Genomic DNA, 25,854 nt, shown 5'->3' with positions numbered 1-25,854 from the left:
CAAAAAAGCCATTACGGGTGAAATGCTGGCTTTTGCTTGTCAGTATAATGCTGTTTTTACCGACAAAGACATATTCCTCGCAGCCTGATGAATATACGCTGAAATCCGCTTTTTTGTATAACTTTTCCGTATTTACAACCTGGCCCGATCAAAGTTTTGCCACTTTTAACTTATGTATTTATGGTAACGATCCTTTTGGCAAAAAACTGGATTTTTTACTGCAGCAAAAAACAATCTATGACCGGGCGATTGTAGTTCATAGAGTCGATCAACGGGAGAAACTGATTCCGTGCCAATTTGTTTTTATCACACAGTCCGAGGCGCACCATTTCGCCGATATCGTGAACAGCCTGGCAAATTATCCGATCCTGACCGTCGCTGACAGTCCCGGCGCCAGTTTTCATGGTGTCATGCTCAATATGAATGTTAATGACGGCAGAATTACATTTGAGGCTAATCTTACGCAGGCCAAGAAAGTTGGCCTGGTTTTAAGTGCACAATTATTGCGTTTGGCGACCGAAGTGTATTAGGGGCTGTTGACAAAATACTCAAGGGTTATTTGTACGGCTGGTCAGTTTTATCATATCATTCATGACGCCATCCAGCCCGCCATATACATTCAGCGTACTGATTTGCCCGGTAATTCTTTCCAGACTTTCCAGTTCTTTCAATCGCAGCAGAATCGGGTTGTTTTCCATCACTTTCGCTGTGTTATGCAATGAACGGGTTGCCTGCGTTTCTTCGCGGCGTTTGATTAAATTCGCTTCAGCCAGTTTCTCGGCTTCAACCACCTGGGCCAGAATCGATTTCATTTCACCGGGCAGCACAATGTCGCGGGCGCCAACTGTTTTAACACTGATGCCATATTCTTGCGCTTTGGCTGAAACCAAAGCCTTTATCTGACTGTTCAACAGGTTTTTATCCGCGAGTAACTGGTCTAGTGTTTGTGTCGACACAACGGTGCGCAAGGCCAGTTGCATTTCCCGGTACAGATAATCGGTGTGATCCGTCAATGACTGTCGCACCAGATCGGCATTGGCGATTTGCCAGATGGCCGATAAATTGATACGCAGGCTGACTTTGTCTTTGGTCAGTATTTCCTGGCCGTTAACTTCCATATTTTGCAGGCGCATATCAAACAGCTTGACATTCAGCACGCGGCTGAACTTCCACCAGGCATAAGTACCAGTACTTAATGTACGAGTCACTTTGCCATCGATTTCCAGAAAACCGACATGATCTTCCGGTACGGTGGCCGCAAAGATGGTCTTGCTGGCCGATTGACGCAACGGTGCGCTTTCAGCGCCGAGCATCAACGCAGCCATGCGTTGAGAAATGCTGAAATCGTTGCCGATATTGATTTTATCTATACGGGTTTTACGGACGCCTTTCCAATAGGCGCCATGCTGGCCAGGCAGCTTGATGTCTCTGAGCACATTTTGCTCATAAACCAGGCCGATCTCTTCTGCACCGGTTTCCCAGAGATCCACGTGGCGGGAAAATTCGGCGGGATGCGATTCAATGACCGATAATACTTCTTCACTGGTAATCTCCCGGTTTGCAGCGATTGTGCCAACAAGTGTTAATTCATAGTCTTTGTCGACAGACCAGAAGCGGTATTTTCCGGCGTCCAGTACCTTGATGAATTTTTTATCCTTGTACAGCAATCCTTTCTGGTTTTCAGCAACCATGTATTTTTGTTGAAATAACATTTCTTTCTCCAATGAGTATACGGTGCTTTCCTAACTTCGAGTGTGGCATGGCTCATTGTGCACTTTGGGGAATTTGTTTTGCCATCGAACAATCTCCGCAACTTACAAACCCTCAGCCATGGCAAACCCGAAGCCGATTGCGTCAGACCGGAGCATGAAAATAGTAAACAACCTATCAGCATGTCCGGCTTGCCGCATTCGCAGGAAAGCACCTGGGTATTACATCAATATGTTGGATTCGAACCAACTCGCTATCGCTAGCTTTTCCACTTTAAACACCGTTACAGGGTGGTTTCACGGGCGGATTCGAACCGCCGACTCACGGATATCGCATATCCGCAGCTCTCCCAGACTGAGCTATAGTCGCTTTACTTGGTGGTTATCAACACCGATACACCTATTTAAAAAACATAAACTGTGTCAGGCTGGCTTTTTTGAACCAGCGCCGCGAGTGGTGAAAACCGGCCAAATACTTGTCTCCGGAACATTGAATGTCCGGCATATTCATGTCTGTTTATCCTTTTACACAAACAACTTGCTTTAAAGTATGCACAATTTCGACCAGATCGGATTGCGCCGCCATTACCTTGTCGATATCTTTGTAAGCTGCCGGTGTTTCATCGATTACGCTGCTGTCCTTGCGGCATTCAACGCCTTCGGTAGCGGTCAAGTGTTCCTCCAGAGATACGCGGCGCTTGGCTTCTTCGCGCGACATTACCCGGCCAGCGCCGTGGCTGCAGCTGCAAAAACTTTCGGCATTGCCAATGCCGCGCACAATGAATGATCTTGCGCCCATGCTGCCTGGAATGATGCCCATCTCACCCAGCTTTGCAGAAACCGCGCCTTTGCGTGTTATCCAGACATCGCTGCCAAAATGGTGCTCGCGGCTAATATAATTGTGGTGACAATTAACCGCTTCCTGTTCTGCAGAAAAGGGTTTGTCGATGATTTTTTGCAATGCGGCCAGTGTGCGGTTCATCATCACTTGACGGTTTACCCGGGCGAAATTCTGCGCCCATGAAACCGCGGCGATATAGTCGTTAAAATGTTGGCTTCCTTCGGGAATATAAGCCAGATCCCTGTCCGGTAAATGAACAAACCACCGTTCCATATCTTTCTTGGCTTTTGCGATAAACTCGGAGCCGATACGATTGCCGACGCCGCGCGATCCGCTATGCAGCATCACCCAGACATTGTCTGATTCGTCCAGGCATAATTCAATAAAGTGGTTTCCGGTTCCGAGCGTCCCAAGGTGCTGTATGTTATTGGTATTCTTCAACACGGGATGTTTTTCGCACAATCGCTCAAAATCGTCGCTCAGCGACAACCAGGCCTGTACAACGTCGTCAGGCAGGTTGTTCCAGCTGCCTTTGTCCCGTCCGCGCTTTAAATTTGTCGAACGCCCGTGCGGCACGTTTTTTTCTATTTCATGGCGCAGATGTGTCAATGAATCCGGCAAGTCTGTTGCAACCAGGCTGGTTTTGACTGCCATCATTCCGCAACCCAAATCTACGCCGACAGCAGCAGGAATTACCGCACCTATGGTCGGAATAACGCTGCCTATGGTCGCACCTTTTCCCAAATGCACGTCCGGCATGATCGCGATATGTTTATGAATAAAAGGCATGGCCGCAAGATTTTTCACCTGTTCCCGGGCATTGTCGTCAAATGTAACGCCCCGCGTCCATGATTTGATTACTGCACGATTTTGTTCAGCCATGACTTCGTATGTTGTCTTCATTGTGTCTCCTTCTAAACTTTACCCGGATAACAGATTCAATTGCGATTCCGTATCGCCGGCTGGTTGCCGGGGTATTTTTTCAGTGAGTCTGTGCCACTCCGGTTGCTTTTAATATTCGCAATTACTATGCCAGCATTTTAGAAGCGAATTAAAATTTATGTAACATAATGTTTTAATAAAGAAATATATTTTTCATTAAAAATGATAGGATTTGTGGCCGTTACAATTTTGTAATCTAAATTATTTTTTAAGATAGTAAATTATTATTTTGGATAATATTGTAATTGGTATTCTGGGTTCGCGGCTGGATCATGGCGGACTGGGAAAGGGCAGGTTTGGCCGGTGGCGGCCAACGGTATCCGTTGCGATGCAAAAGGATTTTCCACTTGCGCGGCTGGAACTCATTCACCATGTTCACGAGCAGGCGTTGGCCGAATTGACTGCGGCAGATATTCGCGCGCTTTCGCCGGGCATGCAAGTCAATTTATATGCCGTCGATTATGACGATCCCTGGGATTTTGAAACGGTCTACAGCCAGCTGCATGCATTTGCCGAGGCTTATCCCTTTGACCCGGAACGCGAAAACTATTTTGTCCATATCACCACCGGTACGCATGTTGCCCAGATTTGCCTGTTTCTGCTGACAGAAGCGCGATTTATTCCGGCAAAACTGTTGCAGTCTTCTCCGGGCAAGCAAGGCGATCCGAACGCATTGTATGGTTCCATACAAATTATTGATCTGGATTTGTCCAAATATGATCAGATTGCTTCACGTTTTGCTAATGACGCGAACGAGGCGAACAAATATCTTAAAGGCGGCGTCGAAACCCGAAATGCAGCATTTAATCGAATGATTGAACAAATCGAGCAAGTCGCGTTACGTTCAACCGCGCCTATCCTGTTGACCGGCCCGACCGGCGCTGGCAAATCACGGTTGGCCAAGAGAATCTATACGCTGAAACAGCAGCGCATGCATTTAAGCGGCCGCCTGGTCGAAGTGAATTGCGCCACCTTGCGTGGCGACAACGCCATGTCCGCATTGTTCGGTCATGTGAAAGGGGCGTTTACCGGCGCGCAAAATGAGCGCACTGGCTTATTGCGCGAGGCGAATAACGGGCTGCTGTTTTTGGACGAAATCGGGGAATTGGGTCTGGATGAGCAGGCCATGCTGTTACGCGCCCTGGAAGACAAGGTGTTCATGCCGTTCGGTGGCGACAAGGAAGTCAGCAGTGATTTTCAGTTGATCGCGGGCACCAATCGCAAGCTGCATGAACAGGTCAAAAATGGAAGGTTCAGAGAAGATTTATTAGCGCGCATCAACCTCTGGACGTATGAATTGCCGTCTCTTAAAGACAGAATCGAGGATCTTGAGCCCAATCTTCATTACGAACTCAAAAAAGCCACGCAACTGATCGGATATAAAGTCAGCTTCAATCAACTGGCGTTAAAGCGGTATCTGGATTTTGGCATGGCGCCAAATGCAGTCTGGCATGCAAACTTCAGGGATCTCAATGCAAGCGTGATGCGAATGGCCATTCTGGCGGATGGCGGGCGAATCACCGAAGAAATTGTGAACAATGAAATCAGTCGATTGCAGACCGACTGGAAAAGCCTGGCGGCGGATGACGGCAATCATTCACACAACGCATTAGAAAAATATCTGAGCGAGGAAGCCATTGAGCAGCTGGATTTGTTCGAGCGGCTGCAACTGGCCGAAGTTATTCAGGTTTGCAAAAACTGCAAGACCATGGCAGAAGCGGGCCGCATCCTGTTCAATGTTTCAAGACGCCAGAAAAACAGCAGCAACGATACTAACCGTCTAAAAGTTTATCTCAAACGATTTGGTTTGATATTTTCTGAATTACGGTGATTCTATGGATAGAATGCCGGGCTGGTTTTTCAGAAAAAATCTGTGGTTAGTTGGTCAGAGATTAACAACACGGAATCACGTGTCAGAATGACGCCCGTTTGTTATTTTGGACCTGGTTTGGTTCAACTGCCCAACGATCTAATTGGACGGTTGGACAAAAAAACTGCATTTATGTGGGTTTATGGGTTTAACTGAATGATGTTGGATGTTGAAATGGGGTGGCGGGAATCGAACCCGCATACATTTCTGTAGTATCAGTCATTTAGGTTAACCTCTGTTATTTTAGTGTCAATTTAGCGCATTTATACGTGTTTTAAGTAATTTTATAAGCATTTAGTCTAAGCCTATTTAATGAAACTTACAAGATAGGGGACATCAAACAGAAACGATACTTTTCTGTACTTTAATACAATGTTTCATATTTATATAATTCGGTAAAGCAAAAGCAGGCTCAACATTCACCAGAGGACATTTTATTGACCCTGCCGCCCTCTGAATCCATGTATCGCCTATTTTCTGCGAAGGCGACACATGGCTCCAGAGGACAACAGGTTTAAAGGGATATAGATGCTGAATATTGCCAGCTTCTATTAAGGCATAACTGCTATTTTTCTTTGATAAACAATGAGATAAAAGATATAGTAACAAACTATATTCTATAGATATGTATTTGTCGCCCCCCGTGTTACCATTCTATGTATGTTTTTCCTCACCTTTATAGTCAGTAAGAAAACCAATCATGATAATAACAATACCCATTGCGATATAAAAATTTTTCGCGACATCTTCATTTGCAAAACCAAAAATAAAAGGTAAGGCAACTAGCGAAGGTCCGACCAGACGCTCAATCCAGCCATGAATGGTAAATGGAATTAGCTTAAATATGCCAAAGGGAAAATTAGTAGTTAGTGTAACAATCAAATGAACGACAGCCAAGGTATATGCAAGCATGGCCGGTACCTGACTTAAACTCAATAGTGTTGGTGCAAGTAGAAATAGAGCGACTGTAAGAAAATCCAGATAACCGTGTGTGCGAGATGAAATTACTTTTTTCATGGATGTGCTCCTGTATTAAGTTGATGGCGACCCCGATGGTCCATCAGTGCACAGAACTTTAATACAGCTCAAACACAATGTCTGTTAGCTACAGAACAATACTGCTCAAAGTTAAGTTTGTTTACAAAGTCTAGTGAGTGCAACATCATTAATACAAATCTGATCACGCGTATAGTCAAGCATTCCACGGTTTCTGAAATCATTCAAAATTGTGCTTACCACCGAACGACTTGCTCCAGCCAAATCTGCCACTTCTTGTTGAGTTAGATGAATTTCCAATGCATACCCATGAGTACACTCTATTCCAAACATCTCAGCTAATTCTAATAAAGTAGCTATAACACGCATCTCAACTGGTTGTGTCAGGGTAGTTCGTAACTTACGTTCGACTTTCTGCTTTCGGGTATATATCTTCTCAAAAACATACCATGCCAATTCTGGTTGACGAGACATCAGAGCCTTGAAATCGTTGTATGCTATGCTATACACATTAACTTCACCAAGTGCTTGTGCACTCTCTTCTATTTCTTGGAACACAGAATTATTCTGCAAACAACCAATGACATCTCCCTTCTCAAAAATAGCAATGGTAATTTCGGTTCCCTGCTCTGTTAAATGAGAGAGCTTGCCGATACCACTTTTTATCCAGAACAACTCGGAGCGGTGATCACCTTGATGGTAAAGAAAAGCTTTGTTCGAAATATTGATTTCCCGGATGGATGGGTAATCCTTCTGTAATTCTCTCAAATCACACTCGAAAAAATCGTCAATTAATTTTGATTTAGTGTTGTTCATTATTGGCTGCATTTATAATTCTGTCGCATCTATGGGGTCACACGCATCCGCATCTATGGGGGTCAGACTCGATTGGTTTCATAAACACGATACTTATTTGGCTTGTATCCTATGCAATGCTCCTTGTGATCTAAGCCACTTTAAAATTAACACAAAGGGGTCGAATTAACACAAAGGGGTCGCGTTTTGCAATGCCACATTCAATCTTCAAGTGCACCACAAGCTAACCTAAACATTTCGTAGGGAGTTTTGTAATTTAAACATTTTCTAAGGCGATTGTTGAGTAGTTTTTCAATACGATTAATTTCAGCAGCTGTAACTTTATTAAAGTTAGTGCCTTTCGGTAAAAACCCAAGAGGAAAGTGAGTGGTTTTAATGCCCTAAATTCGCTAAACTGTAGACGGTTTGATGCAATTGAACATGTCATTGATCTGAAGTTCTGCAACGGAATTGATCAGTTCGATAACTTCGGTATTTATTCCCAGGTTTTCCCATACATCTGGTTTGCATAAGGACTGTATTTCATCGTGTTTGATGCTATGGCCTTGATGTTTTTGTTTATGACTCGCAATTTTAACCGCTGAATGCAAGATATATGCATCGGTTTTGAATTGCTCTGCATTGGCTGGGTCAAGTTGAGATGCAACAATTTTCCAGATACTTTCCGGCAGACTCCATTCGTTCAAAAAAGCTGCACTGAGTTCGGCATAGGTAAAACCAAAAACCTGCTGTTCGGCAATGATAACGGATTCCTCATCCTGGTTGCTGCTCAAGATTTTACTTGATTCGTCTGGGAATTGACTAAACAAGATTAATTTTCCTATGCTATGTAAAAGTCCGGCGATGAAAATACGTTCACGGCAATTGATATCATATGCCATTAAACGGGCAATGACCCCCGTGCTGACACTATGGTGCCAGAATGATTCCATGTCTACCAGGTCTGAAGGGATGCCTTTAAAAACAGATGTCACTGACGAGGCGATGGCAAGATTGCGCAGTTCCCTGTGCCCAATGAGGGCGATCGCATTTGATACGGTTTCAATTTTTTTGGGAAACCCAAAATAAGCGCTATTCGCAAATTTCAGCAGTTTGGCCGTTAACGCCGGGTCATTCAGAATGGTTTGTTCCAATTCACTATTGGTGGTATCTCCTGAATTGATGAGTTCGTTGATTTTTAAAACAACCTCGGGTAATGAAAAAATTGATTTTACGCTTGTCGCGACAGCATGTGGTTCCATAAAAACCTCGGATATATAAATGTTTGAATATTTTAAAAGATTGAGATTGTTTTGAATTTTGAAATTAAGTTAGACTTTTTATTCTGTTTTTTGAATAAGGTAAAAAAATGATCGAACAAACCGATTGGGAAAACCCTCAAATGTTGCAGTGGTGTCAAAATATGTTAGATAGTTATGCCCACTGGATTAAACACGAATTAATACCAAGAACAGGTTCTTCCTGCGACCAGGCAGAAAACTTGTTTAACTGCTCTTTTGTTGTTGTTTCCCATGCGCTACAGGATGATCCGGTGCTAAATTATGGTAATCGGGTGGCGTTAAATCTGTGGGAGATGGACTGGCACCAATTTACACAGACACCTTCTCGTTTAACTGCCGAACCTGTAAATCGAGAAGAACGCGCCAGAATGTTGTTGCAGGCAAAAGAACAAGGCTATATCTCAGATTATCGTGGCGTAAGAATATCCCGTACTGGAAAACGGTTTTTTGTTGATCATGCCATTATCTGGAACGTCATTAATCCCGATAGAGCGGTTATTGGTCAGGCTGCAACATTTTCAACATGGCGATTCTTGTAATGCGCAGAAAATAGCGCTAATAAATGATGACAACTTCAGGCTTTATCCTAATTAAGATATCAAGTATTTTCGAGCTTGTTTTCTCGACTGTTGGATAAATGATGTCAGTGTTTAAGCCTAATTGTTTCCAAACCTCAATATCATATTTTGACTTCATGTCAGTATAATCCCGGGCTTGCAGGGACGTTGGCTCCATATTGCAGGCTATTTTTAGAGCGACATAAAGCAGGCTGGTGTCAATTTTTGAGGCTTCCCGATTTAACGGATCAAACTGGAATTTAACAGGCTGCCATATACTTGCGGGCAATTGCCAATGATTAAGCAATTCTGCGCCCAACTCGGCATAAGTAAAACCGAAGATTCTGCGTTCTGCGGTAATAACGGTGTCTTCGCCCAATTCGCTGATGCGCAGTACTTCGGAAGACTCATCCGGGTATTGAGAAAGCAATGCAAATTTGCCGATGGCGTGCAACAGCCCGGCAATAAAAAAACGTTCTTTTTCTTTACGATGCATTTTGATGGCAAGTATTTGTGCGATAACACCGCATGCGATGCTGCGATACCAAAGCGACTCCATGTGTGCATGTTCTTGGGAAATATCCGGGTTAGCATGAAAACCCGCTGTAGCTGAAACGAGTGCGAGAAGCTTTTTTTTACCAATAATTGAAATTGCGCGAGATACAGTATCAATTTTTCGTGAAAAACCGTAATCAGAACTATTGGCCAACCGCAAAATTTGTACAGTTAATGCCGGGTCACAAAGAATCAGTGTTGTTAATTCTGCGTTACTGTATTTTTCAGAGTATATTATTTGTTTAATCTTTAATGTAACTTCTGGTGATGAATAAACGACGCGGATATTTTTTACAATTGTTTTTGGTCTCATTGGTACATTTATATATACGTTAAATGTTCAATCTATAACGGCATATTGGTTGTCTACTTCAAGATTCTTTTACAGGATGCTGAGAGGTTATTTGTGTTCTTGCTCAGTTAAAAACAGGCCTGGATTGCACATCTATTATGCGTAAACTTTGCTTTTTTCTGTTTTTGCCGGCCGGAGGTAGTTACGAGAACGATTTACAACAGCCTGATAAAGCCTGGCAAAGTTGATGCAGGCAACAATTTCTTTTTGAGGGTACCTCTTCAGCGTTTTAAACAAGACGAGGCGAGAACAAAAAATATTGACGCAGCATATTATTGATAAGTAAGGAAATGTTTTTTGTGAACAACGACGTGTTGTGACGAAACGGGGTAAGCAGGCAATCCGCGATCCGGATGCTCGCAAATATGGATTTATAGAGATGCCCTTGAGTTGTTTCAAAAATACAGGACTACATTCTCGACAGGTACTGCGATGTTGATCACAAGATGAAAAACCAGTTTTCACCCGCTCATTTGATTCTTTTTCTTGTTCTGCTGGTATTTCTATCGATTTTAATCCAGCTGGAATTACTTGTTTTTGCATTTGAAAGGCTAAATGTACCGCCTCTGCTGGGCCTGATGATATTGGTGTTTTCACTGTTTGGAAGCGTGGTCAACTTGCCCGTTTGCCGCATCAGATCAGATGCCTTTCCCTCGCCAATAGTGCAGCAGAAGCATTGGGGAATTTTTAGAATACCGCCACAGCCATTCCAGAATGAAACACTGATTTCAGTGAACCTGGGTGGTTGTCTGATACCGACAGCACTTTCTGTTTATCTTTTTGAAAATAGTGAGTTAACTTTGATTACTGCCTTGACCGGTATTTCGATTATCGCAGTTATCAGTTATTTCTTCAGCCGTCCCATTCCAGGAGTCGGAATAGGCATGCCCATACTGATTGCGCCGATCAGTGCAGCACTGGTGGGCATTTTTCTGGAGCCCGAACTCAGTGCTCCACTGGCCTACATCAGTGGGACGCTGGGCGTACTGATAGGTGCGGATTTGCTGCATTTGAAATCAATCCCCCGGTTAGGTGCGCCGCATGCATCCATCGGCGGGGCAGGCACTTTTGACGGCATTTTTATTACCGGCATTGTGGCGGCGATATTGGCCTGATGATGAGAAACAATTTGGTCTTTTTGTAATGTTGCATAAATTGCCGCTATACTGCCTGTATGATGAATCAATATCCTAATCATTGTGTTGATTTCTATGCGTCGCATGTGCTGCACAGGTTATATGAAATTCAGCATACCGAGCGCCACATTTCGGCCGAATCAATGACGCGGGTTGCCAATGAATTCAAGATGTCGGCCAGTCAGGTTGCTTCGGTTGTCAGTTTTTATGCATTTTTTTACCCGGAACCCGTTGGTTTTTATCATATCCTGTTCAGCAATTGCACGAGTTGTGGATACCAGGTCGGTCAGCTCAATCTGTTGGAAAAAATTTGCCGGCTATTATCGGTTGTAGCCGGAAAAACACGCGGAGATGGATGGGTAAGTGTCGGTGAGACTTCCTGTATCGGCATGTGCGATCATGGCCCATCCATGCTGATTAATGGCATGCCGCTGGTCTGGCTTGATGACGAAAGGATAACGCAGATTTCCTGTTTGATCTCGGAACAAAAACCACTTGAACAATGGCCGGTTGAATGGTTCCGGGTTGAATCCAGCATCCGAAAACATGGATTGTTGCTCAGCGAAACGGTACAACCTGGAAGCAGTTTAAAAAAAGTACTGGCCAGTGCGCCACAACAAATACTCAATCACATTATTGATTCCGGTTTGCGCGGACGGGGCGGCGCTGGATTCGATACCGGCAAGAAGTGGCAGTTTTGCCGCGACTCGGCGGGAGAAGCGCGCTATGTTGTTTGTAACGCAGACGAAGGGGAGCCCGGCACGTTCAAGGATCGTGTTTTGCTGGAAAACAATGCAGATGCACTGTTTGAGGGTATGGCCATATGCGCCTATGTCATTGGGGCCAAAAAGGGATATCTTTATTTGCGGGGGGAATACCGTTATTTGCTGGATCATCTGCAAAATGTGCTTAAACGCCGGTATGCGAAGAGCCTGTTAGGGCAATCCATAGTCGGGCAGGCCGGATTCGATTTCGATATTGAAATTGTGGTCGGTGCGGGCGCGTATATCTGCGGCGAAGAATCCGCGCTGATCGAATCACTGGAAGGCAAACCGGGGATTCCCCGTATTCGTCCCCCATTTCCGGTAACCCGGGGTTATCTGGGCCAGCCTACGGTTGTCAACAATGTCGAGACACTCATTGCCGCAGCGCATATCGCAAAAAACGGTCGCGACTGGTTCAAGTCCATGGGCACGGAAGAATCAACCGGGAGCAAGATTCTGAGTGTCAGCGGTGATTGCCGGAAACCCGGTGTTTATGAGTATCCATACGGTGTCAGTATTCAACAAGTGCTGGATGATTGTGAGGCAGACAATGTTCAGGCGGTGCAAATTGGCGGGCCTGCCGGAACAATGGTCGCCAGGAAAGATTTTTCCCGGCAAATCAGTTTTGAGGATTTATCGACCGGTGGTTCATTCCTGGTATTTGGAGAAAACTGTGATCTGTTGTCGGTGAATCAGAATTTCGCCCGTTTTTTTGCGCATGAGAGCTGCGGCTTCTGCACGCCCTGCCGGGTGGGCACCAGTCTGCTGACAAGCAGTTGGCAGAAAATAATGGATGGGCGTGCAACTTCACTGGATATACATGAGATTAAACAATTGAGCGCCCTCGTCAAGCGCTATTCGCATTGTGGTCTTGGGCATACGGCAGCCAACCATATCCTGGACAGTCTGCAGCAATTTTCTGAACGCGTTGAGAAACGGTTAACGCGAAAAACGTTTACGCCCCAGATTGACCTCGATGCGGCACTGGAGGCGGCGCGAAAAATGACGGAGCGTAATGATGCAGATGCGCATCTGGAGTAGTGCGGTAAGAGAGCAGATAGTAAGATGGCGAATAACGAGCATACAATTACTATAGACGGCACGGAAATTCATTTCAAAGCGGGTCAGACGATCATGGATGCGGCCTTGTCCGCAAAAATTTATATTCCGCATTTGTGTCATTATCCAGGGTTGACGCCTTCGGGAAACTGCCGGTTATGCGTTGTTGAATTAAATGGCAAACATGTTACCGCGTGTACGACGCAAGCTCAGTTCGGGCAACAGATTCGCAATCAGACGCCGGAACTGCATGCCGCCCGCATGGCGATAACTCAAATGTTGTTTGTCGAAGGGAATCACATTTGCCCGTCGTGTGAAAAATCAGGTAATTGCAAGCTTCAGGCCATGGGGTATTATCTCGGCATGCGTGATGAGCATTATCCACAATTTAACCCGCGCCGTGAAATGGATGCGTCGCACCCGGCTGTTTTGCTGGATCGCAGTCGCTGTATTTTATGCGATTTATGTGTCCGCGCCAGCCGCGAAGTCGACGGCAAAAACGTATTTGCAATTGCCGGGCGTGGAATTCATGCACACCTGATTGTCAATTCAGCCAGTGGCAAGCTGGGCGACAGCGATATTGCCGTTGATGATGTGGCGGCAAATATCTGCCCCGTAGGCGCGATACTGATCAAGGAAAAGGGATATGTGACGCCTATCGGCAGGCGAATTTACGATCAGCGTATGATCAGTGAAGTGGCTTTTGATGAACATGTTCCTGAGCACGAAGAACACGGCAATGACTGACCACAAAATCAAAATAGCCACAACTTCACTGGCTGGGTGTTTTGGTTGTCATATGTCTTTTCTGGATATGGATGAAAAGCTGGCGATATTGAGTGAATATATCGAATTCAATCGTTCGCCTTTTACCGATATCAAACACTGTGAACCCAGCGATATCGGTTTGATTGAAGGCGGTGTTTGTACTGCAGAGAACGTGCATGTGTTGCGAGAATTCCGCACCCATTGCAGAATCCTCGTTGCTGTCGGTGCATGCGCCATTACAGGCGGTGTGCCCGCGATGCGAAACTATTTTGATTTGCGTGACTGTCTCGAAGAAGCCTATCTTCATGGAGCGGGAATCACAAATCCACAAATTCCAAACGATACAGAACTACCGCTATTGCTGGATAAAGTCTACCCAGTCGGTGATGTGGTGAAAATCGATTATTTCCTACCCGGTTGTCCGCCACCGGCTGATGCGTTTTTACAGCTGCTGTTGCCATTACTGGATGGGAAAGCACCACAAATGACCGGTGAAAAACTGCATTACGATTAAGGCATCAGAATATGACGACAGGTCAATCATCGGAATCCGCTTCAAAGAAAGGTGTGCGGCGTATTGCCATTGATCCCGTAACGCGCGTTGAAGGGCATGGGAAAATCACGCTGCTGCTGGATAGCGACAATCATATCCGGGAAGCACGCTTTCATATTGTCGAGTTTCGCGGTTTTGAGAAATTTATCCAGGGACGGCCCTATTGGGAAGTGCCTTTTTTCGTGCAGCGTTTATGCGGCATTTGTCCCGTCAGTCATCAACTGGCGGCGGCCAAGGCAGTTGACCAACTGGCCGGTGTCGACCGGCTGACGCCAACGGCAACCAAATTGCGCCGCCTGCTGCATTTCGGTCAAATTCTGCAATCGCATGCACTGCATTTCTTTCATTTGACTTCGCCCGACTTTTTGTTTGGTTTCGGCAGCGATCCCGTGCGGCGCAATATCGTGGGTGTGCTGGAAAAGCATCCTGAAATAGCGCTGCAGGGCGTAAAGCTACGCAAATATGGCCAGCAGATTATTGAGGCGATTACAGGCAAGCGCGTTCATGGCACCGGGACACTGCCCGGCGGCATGAATAAACCGCTGACAACCGGCTGGCGTGATGCCTTACTGGCCGATATTGAAAATATACTGCTATGGAGCGGAAACGCCGTAAAACTGAACGAGCAGATTCATACAGCCAATCCCGAACATGCCGATTTTGCCACTTTCCCTTCCAATTATCTTAGTCTGACCGGTGAAAAAGGCGAACTGGAGCTTTACCACGGCGAGCTGCGTGCGCGTTATCCCGACGGCGCGTTTATTTTCGATCAGTTCGACTACTGCGATTATCAACAGATTTTGCGCGAAGAAGTGCGTTCCTGGAGTTACATGAAATTTCCATATTTGCATCAGCTTGGAAAAGATCACGGCTGGTACCGGGTTGGTCCGCTTGCACGCGTCAATAACTGTGACCGTATTTCCACACCGCGTGCAGAAGCTGAGCGCAAGCGTTTCAGGGCATATGGACATGACAAACCGATACACAGCACACTGGCCTATCACTGGGCGCGCATGATCGAGGCGTTGCACTGTGCCGAATCGATCCAGAACCTGCTTCACGATCCCGATATCAGCGGAACCGAACTGGTTGCCGAAAAAGGCGACAGGCGTCATGAAGGCATCGGTGTCATTGAAGCACCCAGAGGCACTTTATTCCACCACTATCAGGTCAACGACGAAGGCATTGTCACCCGTGCAAACCTGATCGTATCAACCACCAGTAACAACCAGGCAATGAATGAATCCATTCGCATCGTGGCTAACCGGTATCTCGACGGGCGCGAAATTACCGAAGGGCTGCTCAACCATCTCGAAGTTGCAGTGCGGGCCTACGACCCCTGCCTGTCGTGCGCAACGCATGCACTGGGTAAAATGCCGTTGCAGGTGGAACTGGTTGATGCAAGGGGTGCGTTGATTCATCGGTTGGTTAAGAATAGTGATGGTCAATATGAGCAATGTATTACAATTCAGGGCGGCAATTATTAAATATCTTGAGATATGTATGTTCCCTGAACGTGCTAATCGGGAGCGATGTGCTTCACTATCTTCATCGTGTCCTGCGGCCCCATGAATTCAGTGGCATGCCGTACTGCAGAATCCAATGTTAGACTCTGTTATGTATGTACTAGCGATTACCAGAATACTCGTTTTTTCGACCCTGAAACGAAATCAATTTTTATCTGATCATTTTTAGATGCTATTTCCTGTTTAAATGAAAAAAGCAACAAGCACGCAAATTCCGATTATTGGATGGAGAGAATGGCTGGCACTGCCAGACTTGAGAATTCCAAGAATAAAGGCAAAAGTGGATACCGGGGCTCGAACATCTGCACTGCATGCTTTTTGGATTGATGCGTATAAAAAAAACAATCAACCGTGGATCAGGTTTGCAATCCACCCCATCCAAAACAGTATTGAAACAGTTATTGAATGTGATGCGCTGGTGAAAGACAGGCGCATTGTGACAGATTCTGGCGGACATAAACAACGCCGCTATGTCATTGAAACGCCAGTATGCCTGGGTGCTTATGTTTATGCTGTGGAATTGACGTTGACCCAGCGTGATACAATGAAATTTCGTATGTTGCTTGGCCGTACCGCCATCAATAATCGTTTTCTGGTGGATCCCGCTGCATCCTTTCTGCTAGGGCGATTGTAATGGAGCTGCTGCGATTTCGCAGCAAGTCCAGTCAATTCGCCATTGATTTCAGTAATTCTGCGACACAAAACACCTCAAGTTTCGACTATTGTGCGCTCTTAAATAACAGAGGAGTAGGTCATGAAAATTGCAATTTTATCGCGTAACGCCAAGCTTTATTCTACCAGGAGGCTTATAGATGCAGCGACTGAGCGTGGCCATGACGTGCAAGTACTGGATGTCTTGCGGTGTTACATGAATATCACAGCGCATAATCCGAGAATCCATTATCGGGGGGAGATATTGGAAGGGTTTGATGCGGTGATACCCAGAATTGGCGCATCGGTTACTTTCTACGGCACCGCAGTATTACGGCAATTCGAAATGATGAATGTATTCCCATTGAACGAATCAGTCGCCGTGACGCGTTCAAGGGATAAATTAAGATCTTTACAGCTGCTGGCCAGGAAAGGCGTTGGCTTGCCGGTAACCGGTTTTGCGCATAATCCGGATGATATTGACGACCTGATATCCGCTGTCGGTGGCGCGCCGCTCGTAATCAAATTACTGGAAGGAACGCAAGGGATCGGTGTGGTGCTTGCCGAAACCCAGAAAGCGGCGGAAAGTGTCATTCAGGCATTTATGGGACTCAATGCAAATATTATGGTGCAGGAATTTATCAAAGAGGCGGGGGGGAGCGATATTCGCTGTTTTGTAGTGGGAGACAAAGTGGTTGCGGCAATGAAACGTCAGGCGATCGAGGGTGAATTTCGATCTAATTTACACCGTGGTGGACAGGCTTCTTTGGTGCGCCTAACGCCAGAAGAGCGCTCAACAGCCATAAGAGCAGCAAAAATAATGGGCCTGAATGTGTGTGGTGTTGATTTGTTGCGATCCAATCACGGGCCTGTCATTATGGAAGTCAATTCATCTCCCGGTCTGCAGGGGATCGAAAATGCCAGCGGTAAAGATATTGCCGCGCTGATTATTCAGTTCATTGAATCGAGAATCAAATCACTTGAAAACACATCGGAGCGATCCAAAACCCGTGGCAAAGGATAATTAGTCCAGAGCGAATGAGCTCCAGCAAAATCTATTTAATCGAATAAGCGAGGCTCCAAACGATGACACAGTATTCTTCTTGATTTCTTTTAATAAGACCGATCTGATTGCGCCGCCCCAACTTGGAACAATAAAAAAGCTGATAAAGCTCAACCGAACGATACGGCGTTATTCGCAGAACAACAGTAAATTACGCAAGGAAAATTCAATCTGATATGGTTTCAGAGCTTATTATCAATGACGAAACAGTCGCGCCTGGCTGTCGGGTCACAATTGATCTGCCGCTTCCCAGACTCTATACCCATACGCTGATGACGATGCCGGTTCATGTGATACGGGGTAAAAAACAGGGACCGAGATTATTTGTCAGTGCTGCCATTCACGGCGATGAGCTCAATGGGGTAGAAATTATACGGCGATTGCTGAAACAACCTGTGTTAAGCAAGTTGCGAGGTGACTTGATCGCTATTCCTATGGTGAACGTTTACGGTATCATTCATCATTCAAGATATTTGCCCGATCGGCGAGATTTGAACCGGTCTTTTCCTGGATCAAAAAAAGGCTCTCTAGCAGCGCGAATAGCTGATCTGTTCATGACAGAGATTGTAGAAAAATGCACACATGGAATTGACTTGCACACTGGAGCCATTCATCGTAGCAATCTGCCACAGGTTCGTGCAAACCTTGACGATGCGGAAACAATGCTTCTGGCAAAATCATTTCACGTTCCGGTTTTACTGAATGCAAATTTCCGCGATGGGTCATTAAGAGAAGCTGCTTCTGAATTCGGCATTCCAATGCTGTTATATGAAGCGGGTGAAGCCTTAAGGTTTGATGAAGTTTCTATCCGGGCAGGCCTTCGTGGAATATTAGGTGTTTTAAGGCATATGGGCATGCTGCCGCCCAGCAAAAACCGTAAATATTCTGGACAAGAACCTTTTGTGGCCCGATCCAGTCAATGGATAAGGGCGCCAAGGAGTGGCATTTTTAGGGTAGCCAAGTCTTTGGGAGAAAAAATAAAATTTAAAGATACGCTGGGTTCCATCAATGATCCGGTTTCAAATCTGGAAGTACCGGTAGTTTCTCCATGCAATGGCTTAATTATTGGTCGTTCCGAATTGCCATTGGTTCACGAAGGGGAAGCGATCTATCATATTGCCCAGTTTGAAGATAACCGTGAAGTGGCGGAACATATAGAAATATTTCAGGAAAGCATTACACCCGAATTAAAAGCAGAAGAAGAAAAAGGTCCTGCATAAAATATTGTGAAAATCATGAACGGATTCATTGATCATTATATTTCATAAAAAAGCCCTCCGGATTGGCCGGAGGGCAATGTGCGCCCCCTTAAGAGTTTGAATGGCAATACAGGATTTGGGGCAACATTGATTGCTAATATTGAACCTGACGTTTTTTCAGATATTTATCCGTCAATAACGCCATTAACAGGAATGCAATAATATAAGGCGTAATTGTAAAAAAAGTATCTGTTAGGCTTTTATATTGTACTTGTATTGGATATTCATAGTGCAAGGCTGGTACGCCTACGCCTGTAACAAAAAGTGTATATTGCCCTTTATCTAGGTTAAATTCACCTTTAATAATGCCATCCGAATGATCCGTTGAGTATATGGACGCAACTGTTTCGCTTATGGAATCGCCGATGCCGCGTACTATTTTTATATCAATCGGTCTATTGCGCAGGGCCTGATCAATGAGGTCCAGAACCCAGAACGTTTCACCTTCATTGGGAATCTCGGTGCAGTACTCGGCCTGCGGGTCATGTTGCGGCTGGTAGGTACTCAGATGGATCATGCTGCCCGCCATGTTGCGTACGCAAACATCTGTTTCAAGGGGAACATTTCCATGTGCCGCGACGAAACCAGAGTAAAATAGTGTAATAATTATCGTGCCTAAAGCCCCAAATTTTTTCAAATGCTCTAACATTTAACAACTCCTATAGTTATTGATCAATGATTTCTGGAGTTTTATTGTTGTCTGGACTATCCATGGCCGGGTTACACAAGCCATGGATAGCAGTAGTCGTTAAATTAAATTGAAATTAAGGAACAATCCTGTTGTTAAGGATTTCTTTGCTTTGACCATTCCAGATCACGTCTGTCAGGTTAGAGTAACGGGTCACAATCTGTGCCGCGATACCACCTGAGAACAAACCTGCCCAGCCCAGAATCACAAAACCCCAGTGCAATGGCGCGCTAAACAGCTCTTCCATGAACCAGAATGCATGACCCCACTCGTTCAATCCAACGTTCGGCAGAATCATCAACGGACCAGCAATCGCCATAACCAGCGGGAATGATGTGCCACGGCTATACAGTGGCAAACGGGTCATCGCGTACAGGTATGCCGCTACACCACATACAATGTACATCGGGAATGAACCATAGAACACAACTACGTGACTTGGCGTGAAACTCGTGTCACGAATAATCACCTGATGCCAGGATGCATCTTGCTCGGTGAAGAAGCTGCCGCCCCAGTAAACACCAAACAGATAGACACCCAACCACATCATCCAGTAAAAATAACGCTTAACTTCAAGCTTTGGATCCAGGTTGTCCAGTTGCTCCTTGGTGTCACGGGTCTTCAGAATCCAGCCCCAGGTTACCAACGCAAACAATGGCATCAGGGTCATGTGTACACGCCACAAGCCCATCCATACACGGTCAAATTCCGGCTCCATTGAGTCCATACCATGTGAATACGCAAATGTACGCTGATACCAAATCCAGAATATCGCTACCGCCAGCATAATGCCCATGCCCAGCTTGTAGTACTTGGAGTCGTACCACAATGACATGTCATAGTCAGCACTCGCTGCATGACTTGTTCCATATGTTGTTGCCATCATAAACCTCCATAATGCTTGAATTTTATTAAAAATAGGACCTTAAGGTTAATCAGCGTATCGATAGGAAATCAAGAAGATAATCCGAATAACCTTTTTTGAGCGATTAAGGATAGCGGATTACAATTTTTTTACAATGAGGGGATGCCCTCATTTTTACTGAAAGGGCGCTTCTAAAAATCCAGATTTTGTTACAATACGTCGTTGTTCACAAAAAATATTGTCTTACATATCAATTATATGCTGCGTCAAAATTTTTTGTTCTCGCCTCGTCTTGTTTAAAACTCTAAATTTTTAGAAATGCCCTCAAATTCAAGTTGAAAGTTTTAGGTTGTTTAGTGGAAAAGAAAACGAGCAATTAGCTGGAAGAAGAGGAGGGCAGATCATTCGAAAGAAAGCTGTCCGGATGATAGGCTTTTAGCTGCAAGGCAAAGTTAATCAAGCTGTTGGGGCCGCTGAGATCCAGCTTGCGCGAGATATTCATGCGGTGGTTTTCTATGGTTTTTTTGCTTAAAAAAAGCTTTTCCGCAATTTGGGGCGTGGTGAGCCCTTCTGATATTTTGTTGAGCACCTTGCGTTCCGCTTTGGTGAGCGTTGGCAGTTTTTCATATGCGGCTTCAATCAAAGGATCTTTTTCAGCGTTGTTTTTTCTTGCTTTGACAAGTTTTTCAGCCCTCGCCGTGATGCTGTTGATCAGTTCTTCTCGGGTAAACGGCTTGGTGAGATAATCGTCGGCGCCCATATTCATACCGGTACGGGTATCGGAACGGGTGGATTTTGCAGTCAAAAAGATAAAAGCGCTTGATGCACAGCCCGGAATCTGTTTTATCCGGGTGAAGACTTCATAACCGTCTATTCCCGGCAGCATAATGTCGCAAACGATAACGTCGGGAGAATACTCTGTTGCGCGCTCGAAGCCTTCTTCGCCTGTGGCGGCGGCAACCACGCGAAAACCGTAATGTGCAATGATTTCAGTGATGTTTTCGCGTAATGCTTTCTCGTCTTCAATAACCAGGATCTTGACATCGTTCATTACTGTTCATTTAAGCGCATTGTATGGTCACCGTGCAGCCGCTGCCGGCTTTACTTTCACAATTGATAGTGCCGCCATGCAACAGGATTAACCGTTTTGCAATCATCAGTCCGAGGCCGCTGCCCGGGAAATTTTTGGCATTTGACGCCCGGAAAAAGGATTGAAACAGAAAAGGCTGATCTTTTTCGGGAATGCCAATGCCGTAGTCTTTAATCCGTATGAAGTAGGCGTCGTCAGCGCAGTAAACGGTGAGTTCGGGCGCTTGTTTACCTTCGGAATATTTAAATGCGTTTGACACGATATTTCGCAAAACATTCCGCATCAAAATTTCGTCCATGCTGATAATTTTATCCGGCGCATTGAAGCGATAGTTCAGTTTTCTATACTGACCGCCGGGTTCGGCATTCGATTGGACAAAAGCGTCCATAAACGTTTTGAACGGAAGGTTTTTCTTGGCCAACTCGATTTTGCCTTCATCCATTCGCCCGATATCCAGAATATTCTCCATAAGCTCTGTCATGCGTATGGTTTCTTCCGTCATTATCGCCTTGTGCTTACGAAAGTAGTCGGCAAAGGAAGAAGAATGACCGGTCGACTCGATTTTAAGATCGAGCAGATCAATACTGGAACGGATGGTGGCGAGCGGCGTGCGGAACTGGTGTGACGCCAGATTGACAAACTGAGTTTTAAAGCGATTGAGTTCGCGTTCTTTTTCCATGGCCTGTTGCGATCGTTGCTCGGCCAGTTTGATCTGCGTAATGTCATTCTCAACCGCCACATAATTAATCAATTTTCCAGAATCATCGTGCACCGCGGCGATGTTCAGATAAAGCCAGATTCTGTCGCCGTTTTTGGTGTAATTCAGTATTTCGCCAGAAAAGGAGCCTGTACTTTTCAGTGAATCGGATATTTCACGAATTGTTTCGGCAGACGTGTCGGGGCCCTGAAGAAACTCGGCGGGATTGCGCCCGATCACCTCTTCGGTGCGGTAACCCAGAATTCTTTCAAAGCTGTTGTTGATCCATATTATTCTCCGTTCAGGATCGGTAATCATGACGATGCCACTGGTTTTTTCCGCAACATAGGCCATACGCTGCAACTCAAGCTCATATGCCTTGTTGGCGGTGATATCCAGGCCATATTCAATAAAATATTCCATATTCCCACTGTCATCCCTGAGCGGAAACAGCGTCATTAAATAAATCCGTTCATGACCTTCCGAATCGGGCTTTTTTTCTTCAAACGTGACCGGCTGCCGGAAAGCGATGCATTGTTTTATCGCCAGACTTCTTCTGGATTCAGCTGACCGGGTTGGACTGTTGATTTCTCGTGCAGCGGCAGCCTGATTCTTATAGACATGCTCACCTTCGGTATTCAGTACCGTGAGTGCTGCTGGCAATTGATCGAATATCCGGGGGTATAGCTCGCGGTCTTTCCTGTTTAGTTTCGCTGAAGAAACATTCTGCACAATGCCGTACAAACCGATAACTTCTCCGTTGTTGTCGAGTACCGGATGGATGGTCGTGGTGTGCCACTTTGATCTGCCGTCTTTCAAAACAATCACGAATTCTTCAGAGCGCGCTGCTTTTGTTGATACAACGTGTTCAATGAACGCATGCATTCTCTCTTTTTCCGATGGGCTATAAAAATCAACGCCGTCGAAAAGGGTTGCACAGTCGAAATCTCGATTGAGTTCGTAAAAATCATAGAGAGAGTCTGACCACGTCAGGATATTGCTCGAGAAATTGAGAAACCATTCCCCGATTTCGGCTTTTTTACCCAGAATACCCAGCCGTACCTTCAAAAATTCTGGCGAATCAAAATCGGACGAATTGATGTTTAACGTGGAAGACATAACAGGGCGACCAATGCAATCAGCGGTAAATAAATGAAATTTTGGTTTTAATAACAATGCGTTTAGACATGTCGGCTATTATTTAAGCATGATTAATCGATTTTGGGAATACGGATAACCATCAACTTAGAACAAAATCCTGTGCCGCTAAATTGGCAAGTGACCGTGCAATAGCCTTGCCAAAAGTGAGTTTTTCTTGCCACTAATAGCTTATGTTAAAATCAGTCGGTTTGTAACAATCTTTTCCAAAACCGGCTGTGTCAAATCATGAAATAATGGAAGAACAGAAGAAGAAAGATTTTTTTATAAGCCATTCAAGTATTGACAAGGAATATGCCGAATGGATTGCCTGGACGCTGGAAGAGGCGGGTTATTCGACGCTTATCGATAGCTGGGATTTTCCAAGTGGAAAAAGTTTTGTTAAATGCATGCAAGAAGGCCTGGTGTGCTCTGAGAGGATTGTTATTGTTGCATCCCCGGATTATTGGAAGGCAGATTTTACCCAAGCAGAATGGGAGTATTTTTATAAGCTTGATCCAAAAAGTGAAAATCAAGCAATCATTATCGTAAAAATTAAAACCTGTACGGTAGATGCGGTTTTAAGTACCAGAATAAATACTGGGCTAATTGATTCTACTGAAGAAGGTGAAGCTAAACATAAGTTATTGAACGGCTTGCCTGGAGATATTCAAAAAATTAACTCACAACAAAGAAACCCGCCAAAATCTAAACCACCTTTTCCACCCGCTCAGTTGAAAAAATCCTCACAAAATCATATCTGCGACAAAAAATTTCTTTACCGTCTTGGTAATTTGAACCAGATCGATCAACGCAATCATTTTATTGAACATGTGCCCTGGGAAGTTTGCCTGAGTAACGGTAAAACCCAGGGTTTTATTGTCGCAGGGCCGCAACAGGAACTCCCTGAAATTATCGTGTTTACGTTATCGCATATCCTAAGCGAATGGATGGCGGATGAATGTGTCGGTGAAACGCCGGAAATAACAAAATTAACTTCGGGAAATTGGAAAATGTATGAGAAAAGGCCTGAAGAATTTTTGTGGAAGCGGTTTAAACTGACTACTGATATTCAAAATGTAAAAAGCCTTGAAGATAGAAAGCACCAAATCAAGGCGGTGCTGGAAACCAAAACAACATGCCAGATTTTTTACCGGGAAATTCAAAGTGACGAGTCGAGAAATCAACAGTTTCTGCTGGATATGTTAATGGCATGGGCCGGTCTGGATCTGCAGGAAGATTCACCCAGTCATTTTTTGTTACTGATTTGTGAAACCGATTCAATCGGTGATGAACAGGAAAGTACGCTGTGGAAACAAAAGCTTAAAGTGCTGCTTGAACACAATGATCGTCATCAAGCAATGCTTCCCCCGCAGACATCGCCAACGATTCATGAAGACCTGCGCAACTGGATGAAGTTGTGGGATATCGATCTCGCGTATCGTGAAAGGATTATTGCCAGATTTGCCGGGAAAGCGAATATGCCATTTCTGCAATTAAAAAATGAACTGTGTGCCATTTTAAAAGATTATCCATTTGATGGAAATTTGAACCATGAATAATTCAATTGATGCCAAACCCTATACCGGCCGCGGCGACCCTGGAGAATTAGGACGCAGCGTGACAGAAGCTGATCTTATCCACCCCCGTTTTTATGTGGCGCCGCCAGGTTTGGTTGCTGCGGTCAACGTTGCGCGGGAGTTGGGCATGCCGTTATTGCTAACCGGAGAACCGGGTTGCGGCAAATCCCAATTGGCGCATAGCGTGGCCTGGGAATTTGGCTGGGGAGAACCGTTAACATTTACCGTCAAATCCGATACCCATGGACGGGACTTGTTTTACAGCTATGACACACTCGGGCGTTTTCATGCTGCGCATATCACGGATCAGCCGGACGATCCCTACCGTTTTCTGCACTTCAATGCGATGGGAAAAGCAATCTGTCGTGCTTTAGGGTCAGAGGAAATTTCCGAAGACGATGAAAAATTGGCGGCTTGCCTGGGAAAAGTCGAATTTGGTTCACCTCAGTCGGTGGTGTTGATCGATGAAATCGATAAAGCGCCGCGCGAAGTGCCCAATGACATTCTGAATGAAATCAATGAATACAGTTTCGAGATTCCGGAATTACCCTCGCATCCGAAGTTTTCATTGAAAAGAAACTTGCAGGGTGAACCGGAGCCCATGCAAGTCCTTAGAAAACCATTTGTTATCATGACCAGTAACCGTGAACGGGAACTGCCCGAGGCTTTTTTGCGCCGCTGTGTATATTACCATCTTGAATTGCCACCGTTTCGCAATACAGTTGACCGCAAAAATACGGATCATTCCGTGACCATTGAAGATATTATCCGAATGCGATTGGGCGTCGATATCTCGGCATCAGATGACAATACGGTTAACGCTAAAAAAAGCGTCTGGTCGGGCAGCGTTTCCTTTTTTGCCTATTTACGCAAGATGCGGCTGCAAAAAATTCCATCGACTGCCGAACTGTTAAGCTGGTTATGGCTGTTGCATAACCGCCATAGCCCAACAAAAAATTTGCATCAGGCAACAGTGGAAGATATCGGCGATTTCCTGCCCAGCGCCAAGGTTACCTTGTTCAAACATATGGAAGACCAAAAACGCGCTGACGCTTTGTTCGAGAAATGGCGGACGAGTAACAGCTAACCAGGCGGGTATC

At 45.2% G+C, this 25,854-nt stretch carries 25 protein-coding genes; 14 read left to right on the top strand and 11 right to left on the bottom strand.

Annotated features, from left to right (window positions below; genetic code table 11):
- Positions 1-17 precede the first annotated feature (17 nt).
- On the top strand, positions 18-530 hold the full coding sequence (locus MRK00_15755) for a YfiR family protein (GenBank protein ID MDR4518824.1): 513 nt from the start codon (positions 18-20) through the stop codon (positions 528-530).
- An 18-nt stretch (positions 531-548) separates the two neighbouring features.
- Here the strand turns inward: MRK00_15755 and MRK00_15750 are convergent, their stop codons facing one another.
- Entirely contained in the window at positions 549-1,712 is a 1,164-nt protein-coding gene (locus MRK00_15750) for a slipin family protein (protein ID MDR4518823.1), read from the bottom strand.
- Between the two features lie 78 nt (positions 1,713-1,790).
- On the opposite strand from MRK00_15750, the gene MRK00_15745 reads away from it, so the two are divergent.
- A complete protein-coding gene (locus MRK00_15745; protein MDR4518822.1) occupies positions 1,791-1,973 on the top strand; it encodes a hypothetical protein in 183 nt (60 codons plus the stop codon).
- A gap of 253 nt (positions 1,974-2,226) precedes the next feature.
- Here the strand turns inward: MRK00_15745 and MRK00_15740 are convergent, their stop codons facing one another.
- Positions 2,227-3,453, bottom strand: coding sequence for an RtcB family protein (locus tag MRK00_15740; protein ID MDR4518821.1), 1,227 nt, complete (start codon positions 3,451-3,453; stop codon positions 2,227-2,229).
- 268 nt (positions 3,454-3,721) lie between these two features.
- Here MRK00_15740 and rtcR point away from each other — a divergent pair, with 268 nt between their 5' ends.
- The gene (gene rtcR / locus MRK00_15735; GenBank protein ID MDR4518820.1) at positions 3,722-5,323 is read left to right on the top strand and encodes an RNA repair transcriptional activator RtcR; all 1,602 of its coding nucleotides are present in this window, start codon (positions 3,722-3,724) and stop codon (positions 5,321-5,323) included.
- Positions 5,324-6,016: 693 nt separating this feature from the next.
- Here the strand turns inward: rtcR and MRK00_15730 are convergent.
- From MRK00_15730 to MRK00_15720, 3 genes are all read right to left on the bottom strand, one after another.
- Positions 6,017-6,379, bottom strand: a complete 363-nt coding sequence (locus tag MRK00_15730; protein MDR4518819.1) for a hypothetical protein — start codon at positions 6,377-6,379, stop codon at positions 6,017-6,019.
- 111 nt (positions 6,380-6,490) lie between these two features.
- Positions 6,491-7,174 (bottom strand): Crp/Fnr family transcriptional regulator, encoded by a 684-nt coding sequence (locus MRK00_15725; protein ID MDR4518818.1) that lies wholly within the window; start codon positions 7,172-7,174, stop codon positions 6,491-6,493.
- A gap of 389 nt (positions 7,175-7,563) precedes the next feature.
- Positions 7,564-8,415 (bottom strand): HDOD domain-containing protein, encoded by an 852-nt coding sequence (locus tag MRK00_15720; protein ID MDR4518817.1) that lies wholly within the window; start codon positions 8,413-8,415, stop codon positions 7,564-7,566.
- Between the two features lie 107 nt (positions 8,416-8,522).
- On the opposite strand from MRK00_15720, the gene MRK00_15715 reads away from it, so the two are divergent.
- Positions 8,523-8,993 (top strand): MEKHLA domain-containing protein, encoded by a 471-nt coding sequence (locus MRK00_15715; protein ID MDR4518816.1) that lies wholly within the window; start codon positions 8,523-8,525, stop codon positions 8,991-8,993.
- Between the two features lie 16 nt (positions 8,994-9,009).
- Here the strand turns inward: MRK00_15715 and MRK00_15710 are convergent, their stop codons facing one another.
- Together MRK00_15710 and MRK00_15705 are read right to left on the bottom strand one after the other, a co-directional pair.
- Positions 9,010-9,879 carry an HDOD domain-containing protein gene (locus MRK00_15710; protein ID MDR4518815.1) on the bottom strand — a complete coding sequence of 290 codons (870 nt, stop codon included), beginning with the start codon at positions 9,877-9,879 and terminating at the stop codon, positions 9,010-9,012.
- Positions 9,880-10,014: 135 nt separating this feature from the next.
- On the bottom strand, positions 10,015-10,515 hold the full coding sequence (locus MRK00_15705) for a hypothetical protein (GenBank protein ID MDR4518814.1): 501 nt from the start codon (positions 10,513-10,515) through the stop codon (positions 10,015-10,017).
- Between MRK00_15705 and MRK00_15700 the strand changes: the two genes are divergently transcribed.
- The 8 genes from MRK00_15700 to MRK00_15665 all read left to right on the top strand — a co-directional run bounded on the left by MRK00_15700 (position 10,497) and on the right by MRK00_15665 (position 18,658).
- Complete coding sequence (locus tag MRK00_15700; protein ID MDR4518813.1) at positions 10,497-11,033, top strand: DUF1614 domain-containing protein; 537 nt, start codon at positions 10,497-10,499, stop codon at positions 11,031-11,033. The genes MRK00_15705 and MRK00_15700 overlap by 19 nt on opposite strands.
- Before the next feature lie 62 nt (positions 11,034-11,095).
- A complete protein-coding gene (locus MRK00_15695; GenBank protein MDR4518812.1) occupies positions 11,096-12,859 on the top strand; it encodes an NAD(P)H-dependent oxidoreductase subunit E in 1,764 nt (587 codons plus the stop codon).
- Positions 12,860-12,883: 24 nt separating this feature from the next.
- The gene (locus tag MRK00_15690; protein MDR4518811.1) at positions 12,884-13,624 is read left to right on the top strand and encodes a 2Fe-2S iron-sulfur cluster-binding protein; all 741 of its coding nucleotides are present in this window, start codon (positions 12,884-12,886) and stop codon (positions 13,622-13,624) included.
- A complete protein-coding gene (locus MRK00_15685) occupies positions 13,617-14,159 on the top strand; it encodes an NADP oxidoreductase (GenBank protein ID MDR4518810.1) in 543 nt (180 codons plus the stop codon). Before MRK00_15690 ends, MRK00_15685 begins: the two co-directional genes overlap by 8 nt.
- Before the next feature lie 11 nt (positions 14,160-14,170).
- Positions 14,171-15,685, top strand: a complete 1,515-nt coding sequence (locus MRK00_15680) for a Ni/Fe hydrogenase subunit alpha (protein MDR4518809.1) — start codon at positions 14,171-14,173, stop codon at positions 15,683-15,685.
- A gap of 226 nt (positions 15,686-15,911) precedes the next feature.
- Positions 15,912-16,358: a RimK/LysX family protein gene (locus MRK00_15675; GenBank protein MDR4518808.1), complete on the top strand. Its 447-nt coding sequence runs from the start codon at positions 15,912-15,914 to the stop codon at positions 16,356-16,358.
- Between the two features lie 120 nt (positions 16,359-16,478).
- Entirely contained in the window at positions 16,479-17,399 is a 921-nt protein-coding gene (rimK, locus tag MRK00_15670) for a 30S ribosomal protein S6--L-glutamate ligase (GenBank protein MDR4518807.1), read from the top strand.
- A gap of 215 nt (positions 17,400-17,614) precedes the next feature.
- Entirely contained in the window at positions 17,615-18,658 is a 1,044-nt protein-coding gene (locus MRK00_15665; protein MDR4518806.1) for a succinylglutamate desuccinylase/aspartoacylase family protein, read from the top strand.
- A gap of 133 nt (positions 18,659-18,791) precedes the next feature.
- Here MRK00_15665 and MRK00_15660 read toward each other — a convergent pair whose 3' ends face one another.
- The 4 genes from MRK00_15660 to MRK00_15645 form a co-directional block, all read right to left on the bottom strand.
- Positions 18,792-19,346 (bottom strand): hypothetical protein, encoded by a 555-nt coding sequence (locus MRK00_15660; GenBank protein ID MDR4518805.1) that lies wholly within the window; start codon positions 19,344-19,346, stop codon positions 18,792-18,794.
- A gap of 115 nt (positions 19,347-19,461) precedes the next feature.
- The gene (locus tag MRK00_15655) at positions 19,462-20,268 is read right to left on the bottom strand and encodes a methane monooxygenase/ammonia monooxygenase subunit C (protein MDR4518804.1); all 807 of its coding nucleotides are present in this window, start codon (positions 20,266-20,268) and stop codon (positions 19,462-19,464) included.
- Between the two features lie 358 nt (positions 20,269-20,626).
- Positions 20,627-21,301 carry a response regulator transcription factor gene (locus MRK00_15650; GenBank protein ID MDR4518803.1) on the bottom strand — a complete coding sequence of 225 codons (675 nt, stop codon included), beginning with the start codon at positions 21,299-21,301 and terminating at the stop codon, positions 20,627-20,629.
- Positions 21,302-21,311: 10 nt separating this feature from the next.
- Complete coding sequence (locus tag MRK00_15645) at positions 21,312-23,156, bottom strand: PAS domain-containing protein (protein ID MDR4518802.1); 1,845 nt, start codon at positions 23,154-23,156, stop codon at positions 21,312-21,314.
- Positions 23,157-23,413: 257 nt separating this feature from the next.
- Here MRK00_15645 and MRK00_15640 point away from each other — a divergent pair, with 257 nt between their 5' ends.
- Positions 23,414-24,736: a toll/interleukin-1 receptor domain-containing protein gene (locus MRK00_15640; protein MDR4518801.1), complete on the top strand. Its 1,323-nt coding sequence runs from the start codon at positions 23,414-23,416 to the stop codon at positions 24,734-24,736.
- On the top strand, positions 24,729-25,841 hold the full coding sequence (locus MRK00_15635; GenBank protein MDR4518800.1) for a MoxR family ATPase: 1,113 nt from the start codon (positions 24,729-24,731) through the stop codon (positions 25,839-25,841). The genes MRK00_15640 and MRK00_15635 overlap by 8 nt, the downstream gene beginning before the upstream one ends.
- Positions 25,842-25,854: the final 13 nt, after the last annotated feature.

Origin of the sequence: Nitrosomonas sp., from assembly GCA_031316255.1 — a bacterium.
Lineage (GTDB): Bacteria > Pseudomonadota > Gammaproteobacteria > Burkholderiales > Nitrosomonadaceae > Nitrosomonas.
The sequence above is the reverse complement of the archived record's forward strand: the minus strand, read 5'-3'. Positions and strand labels throughout refer to the sequence as shown.

Coding starts and splice junctions, on each gene's coding strand:
- MRK00_15700 (MDR4518813.1), top strand. CDS start 10,497: ATGATATTGGTGTTTTCACTGTTTGGAAGCGTGGTCAACTTGCCCGTT.
- MRK00_15675 (MDR4518808.1), top strand. CDS start 15,912: ATGAAAAAAGCAACAAGCACGCAAATTCCGATTATTGGATGGAGAGAA.
- MRK00_15720 (MDR4518817.1), bottom strand. CDS start 8,415: ATGGAACCACATGCTGTCGCGACAAGCGTAAAATCAATTTTTTCATTA.
- rimK (MDR4518807.1), top strand. CDS start 16,479: ATGAAAATTGCAATTTTATCGCGTAACGCCAAGCTTTATTCTACCAGG.
- MRK00_15740 (MDR4518821.1), bottom strand. CDS start 3,453: ATGAAGACAACATACGAAGTCATGGCTGAACAAAATCGTGCAGTAATC.
- MRK00_15690 (MDR4518811.1), top strand. CDS start 12,884: ATGGCGAATAACGAGCATACAATTACTATAGACGGCACGGAAATTCAT.
- MRK00_15730 (MDR4518819.1), bottom strand. CDS start 6,379: ATGAAAAAAGTAATTTCATCTCGCACACACGGTTATCTGGATTTTCTT.
- MRK00_15680 (MDR4518809.1), top strand. CDS start 14,171: ATGACGACAGGTCAATCATCGGAATCCGCTTCAAAGAAAGGTGTGCGG.
- MRK00_15695 (MDR4518812.1), top strand. CDS start 11,096: ATGAATCAATATCCTAATCATTGTGTTGATTTCTATGCGTCGCATGTG.
- MRK00_15685 (MDR4518810.1), top strand. CDS start 13,617: ATGACTGACCACAAAATCAAAATAGCCACAACTTCACTGGCTGGGTGT.
- MRK00_15725 (MDR4518818.1), bottom strand. CDS start 7,174: ATGAACAACACTAAATCAAAATTAATTGACGATTTTTTCGAGTGTGAT.
- MRK00_15650 (MDR4518803.1), bottom strand. CDS start 21,301: ATGAACGATGTCAAGATCCTGGTTATTGAAGACGAGAAAGCATTACGC.
- MRK00_15750 (MDR4518823.1), bottom strand. CDS start 1,712: ATGTTATTTCAACAAAAATACATGGTTGCTGAAAACCAGAAAGGATTG.
- MRK00_15715 (MDR4518816.1), top strand. CDS start 8,523: ATGATCGAACAAACCGATTGGGAAAACCCTCAAATGTTGCAGTGGTGT.
- MRK00_15710 (MDR4518815.1), bottom strand. CDS start 9,879: ATGAGACCAAAAACAATTGTAAAAAATATCCGCGTCGTTTATTCATCA.
- MRK00_15635 (MDR4518800.1), top strand. CDS start 24,729: ATGAATAATTCAATTGATGCCAAACCCTATACCGGCCGCGGCGACCCT.
- MRK00_15655 (MDR4518804.1), bottom strand. CDS start 20,268: ATGGCAACAACATATGGAACAAGTCATGCAGCGAGTGCTGACTATGAC.
- MRK00_15665 (MDR4518806.1), top strand. CDS start 17,615: ATGGTTTCAGAGCTTATTATCAATGACGAAACAGTCGCGCCTGGCTGT.
- MRK00_15645 (MDR4518802.1), bottom strand. CDS start 23,156: ATGTCTTCCACGTTAAACATCAATTCGTCCGATTTTGATTCGCCAGAA.
- MRK00_15660 (MDR4518805.1), bottom strand. CDS start 19,346: ATGTTAGAGCATTTGAAAAAATTTGGGGCTTTAGGCACGATAATTATT.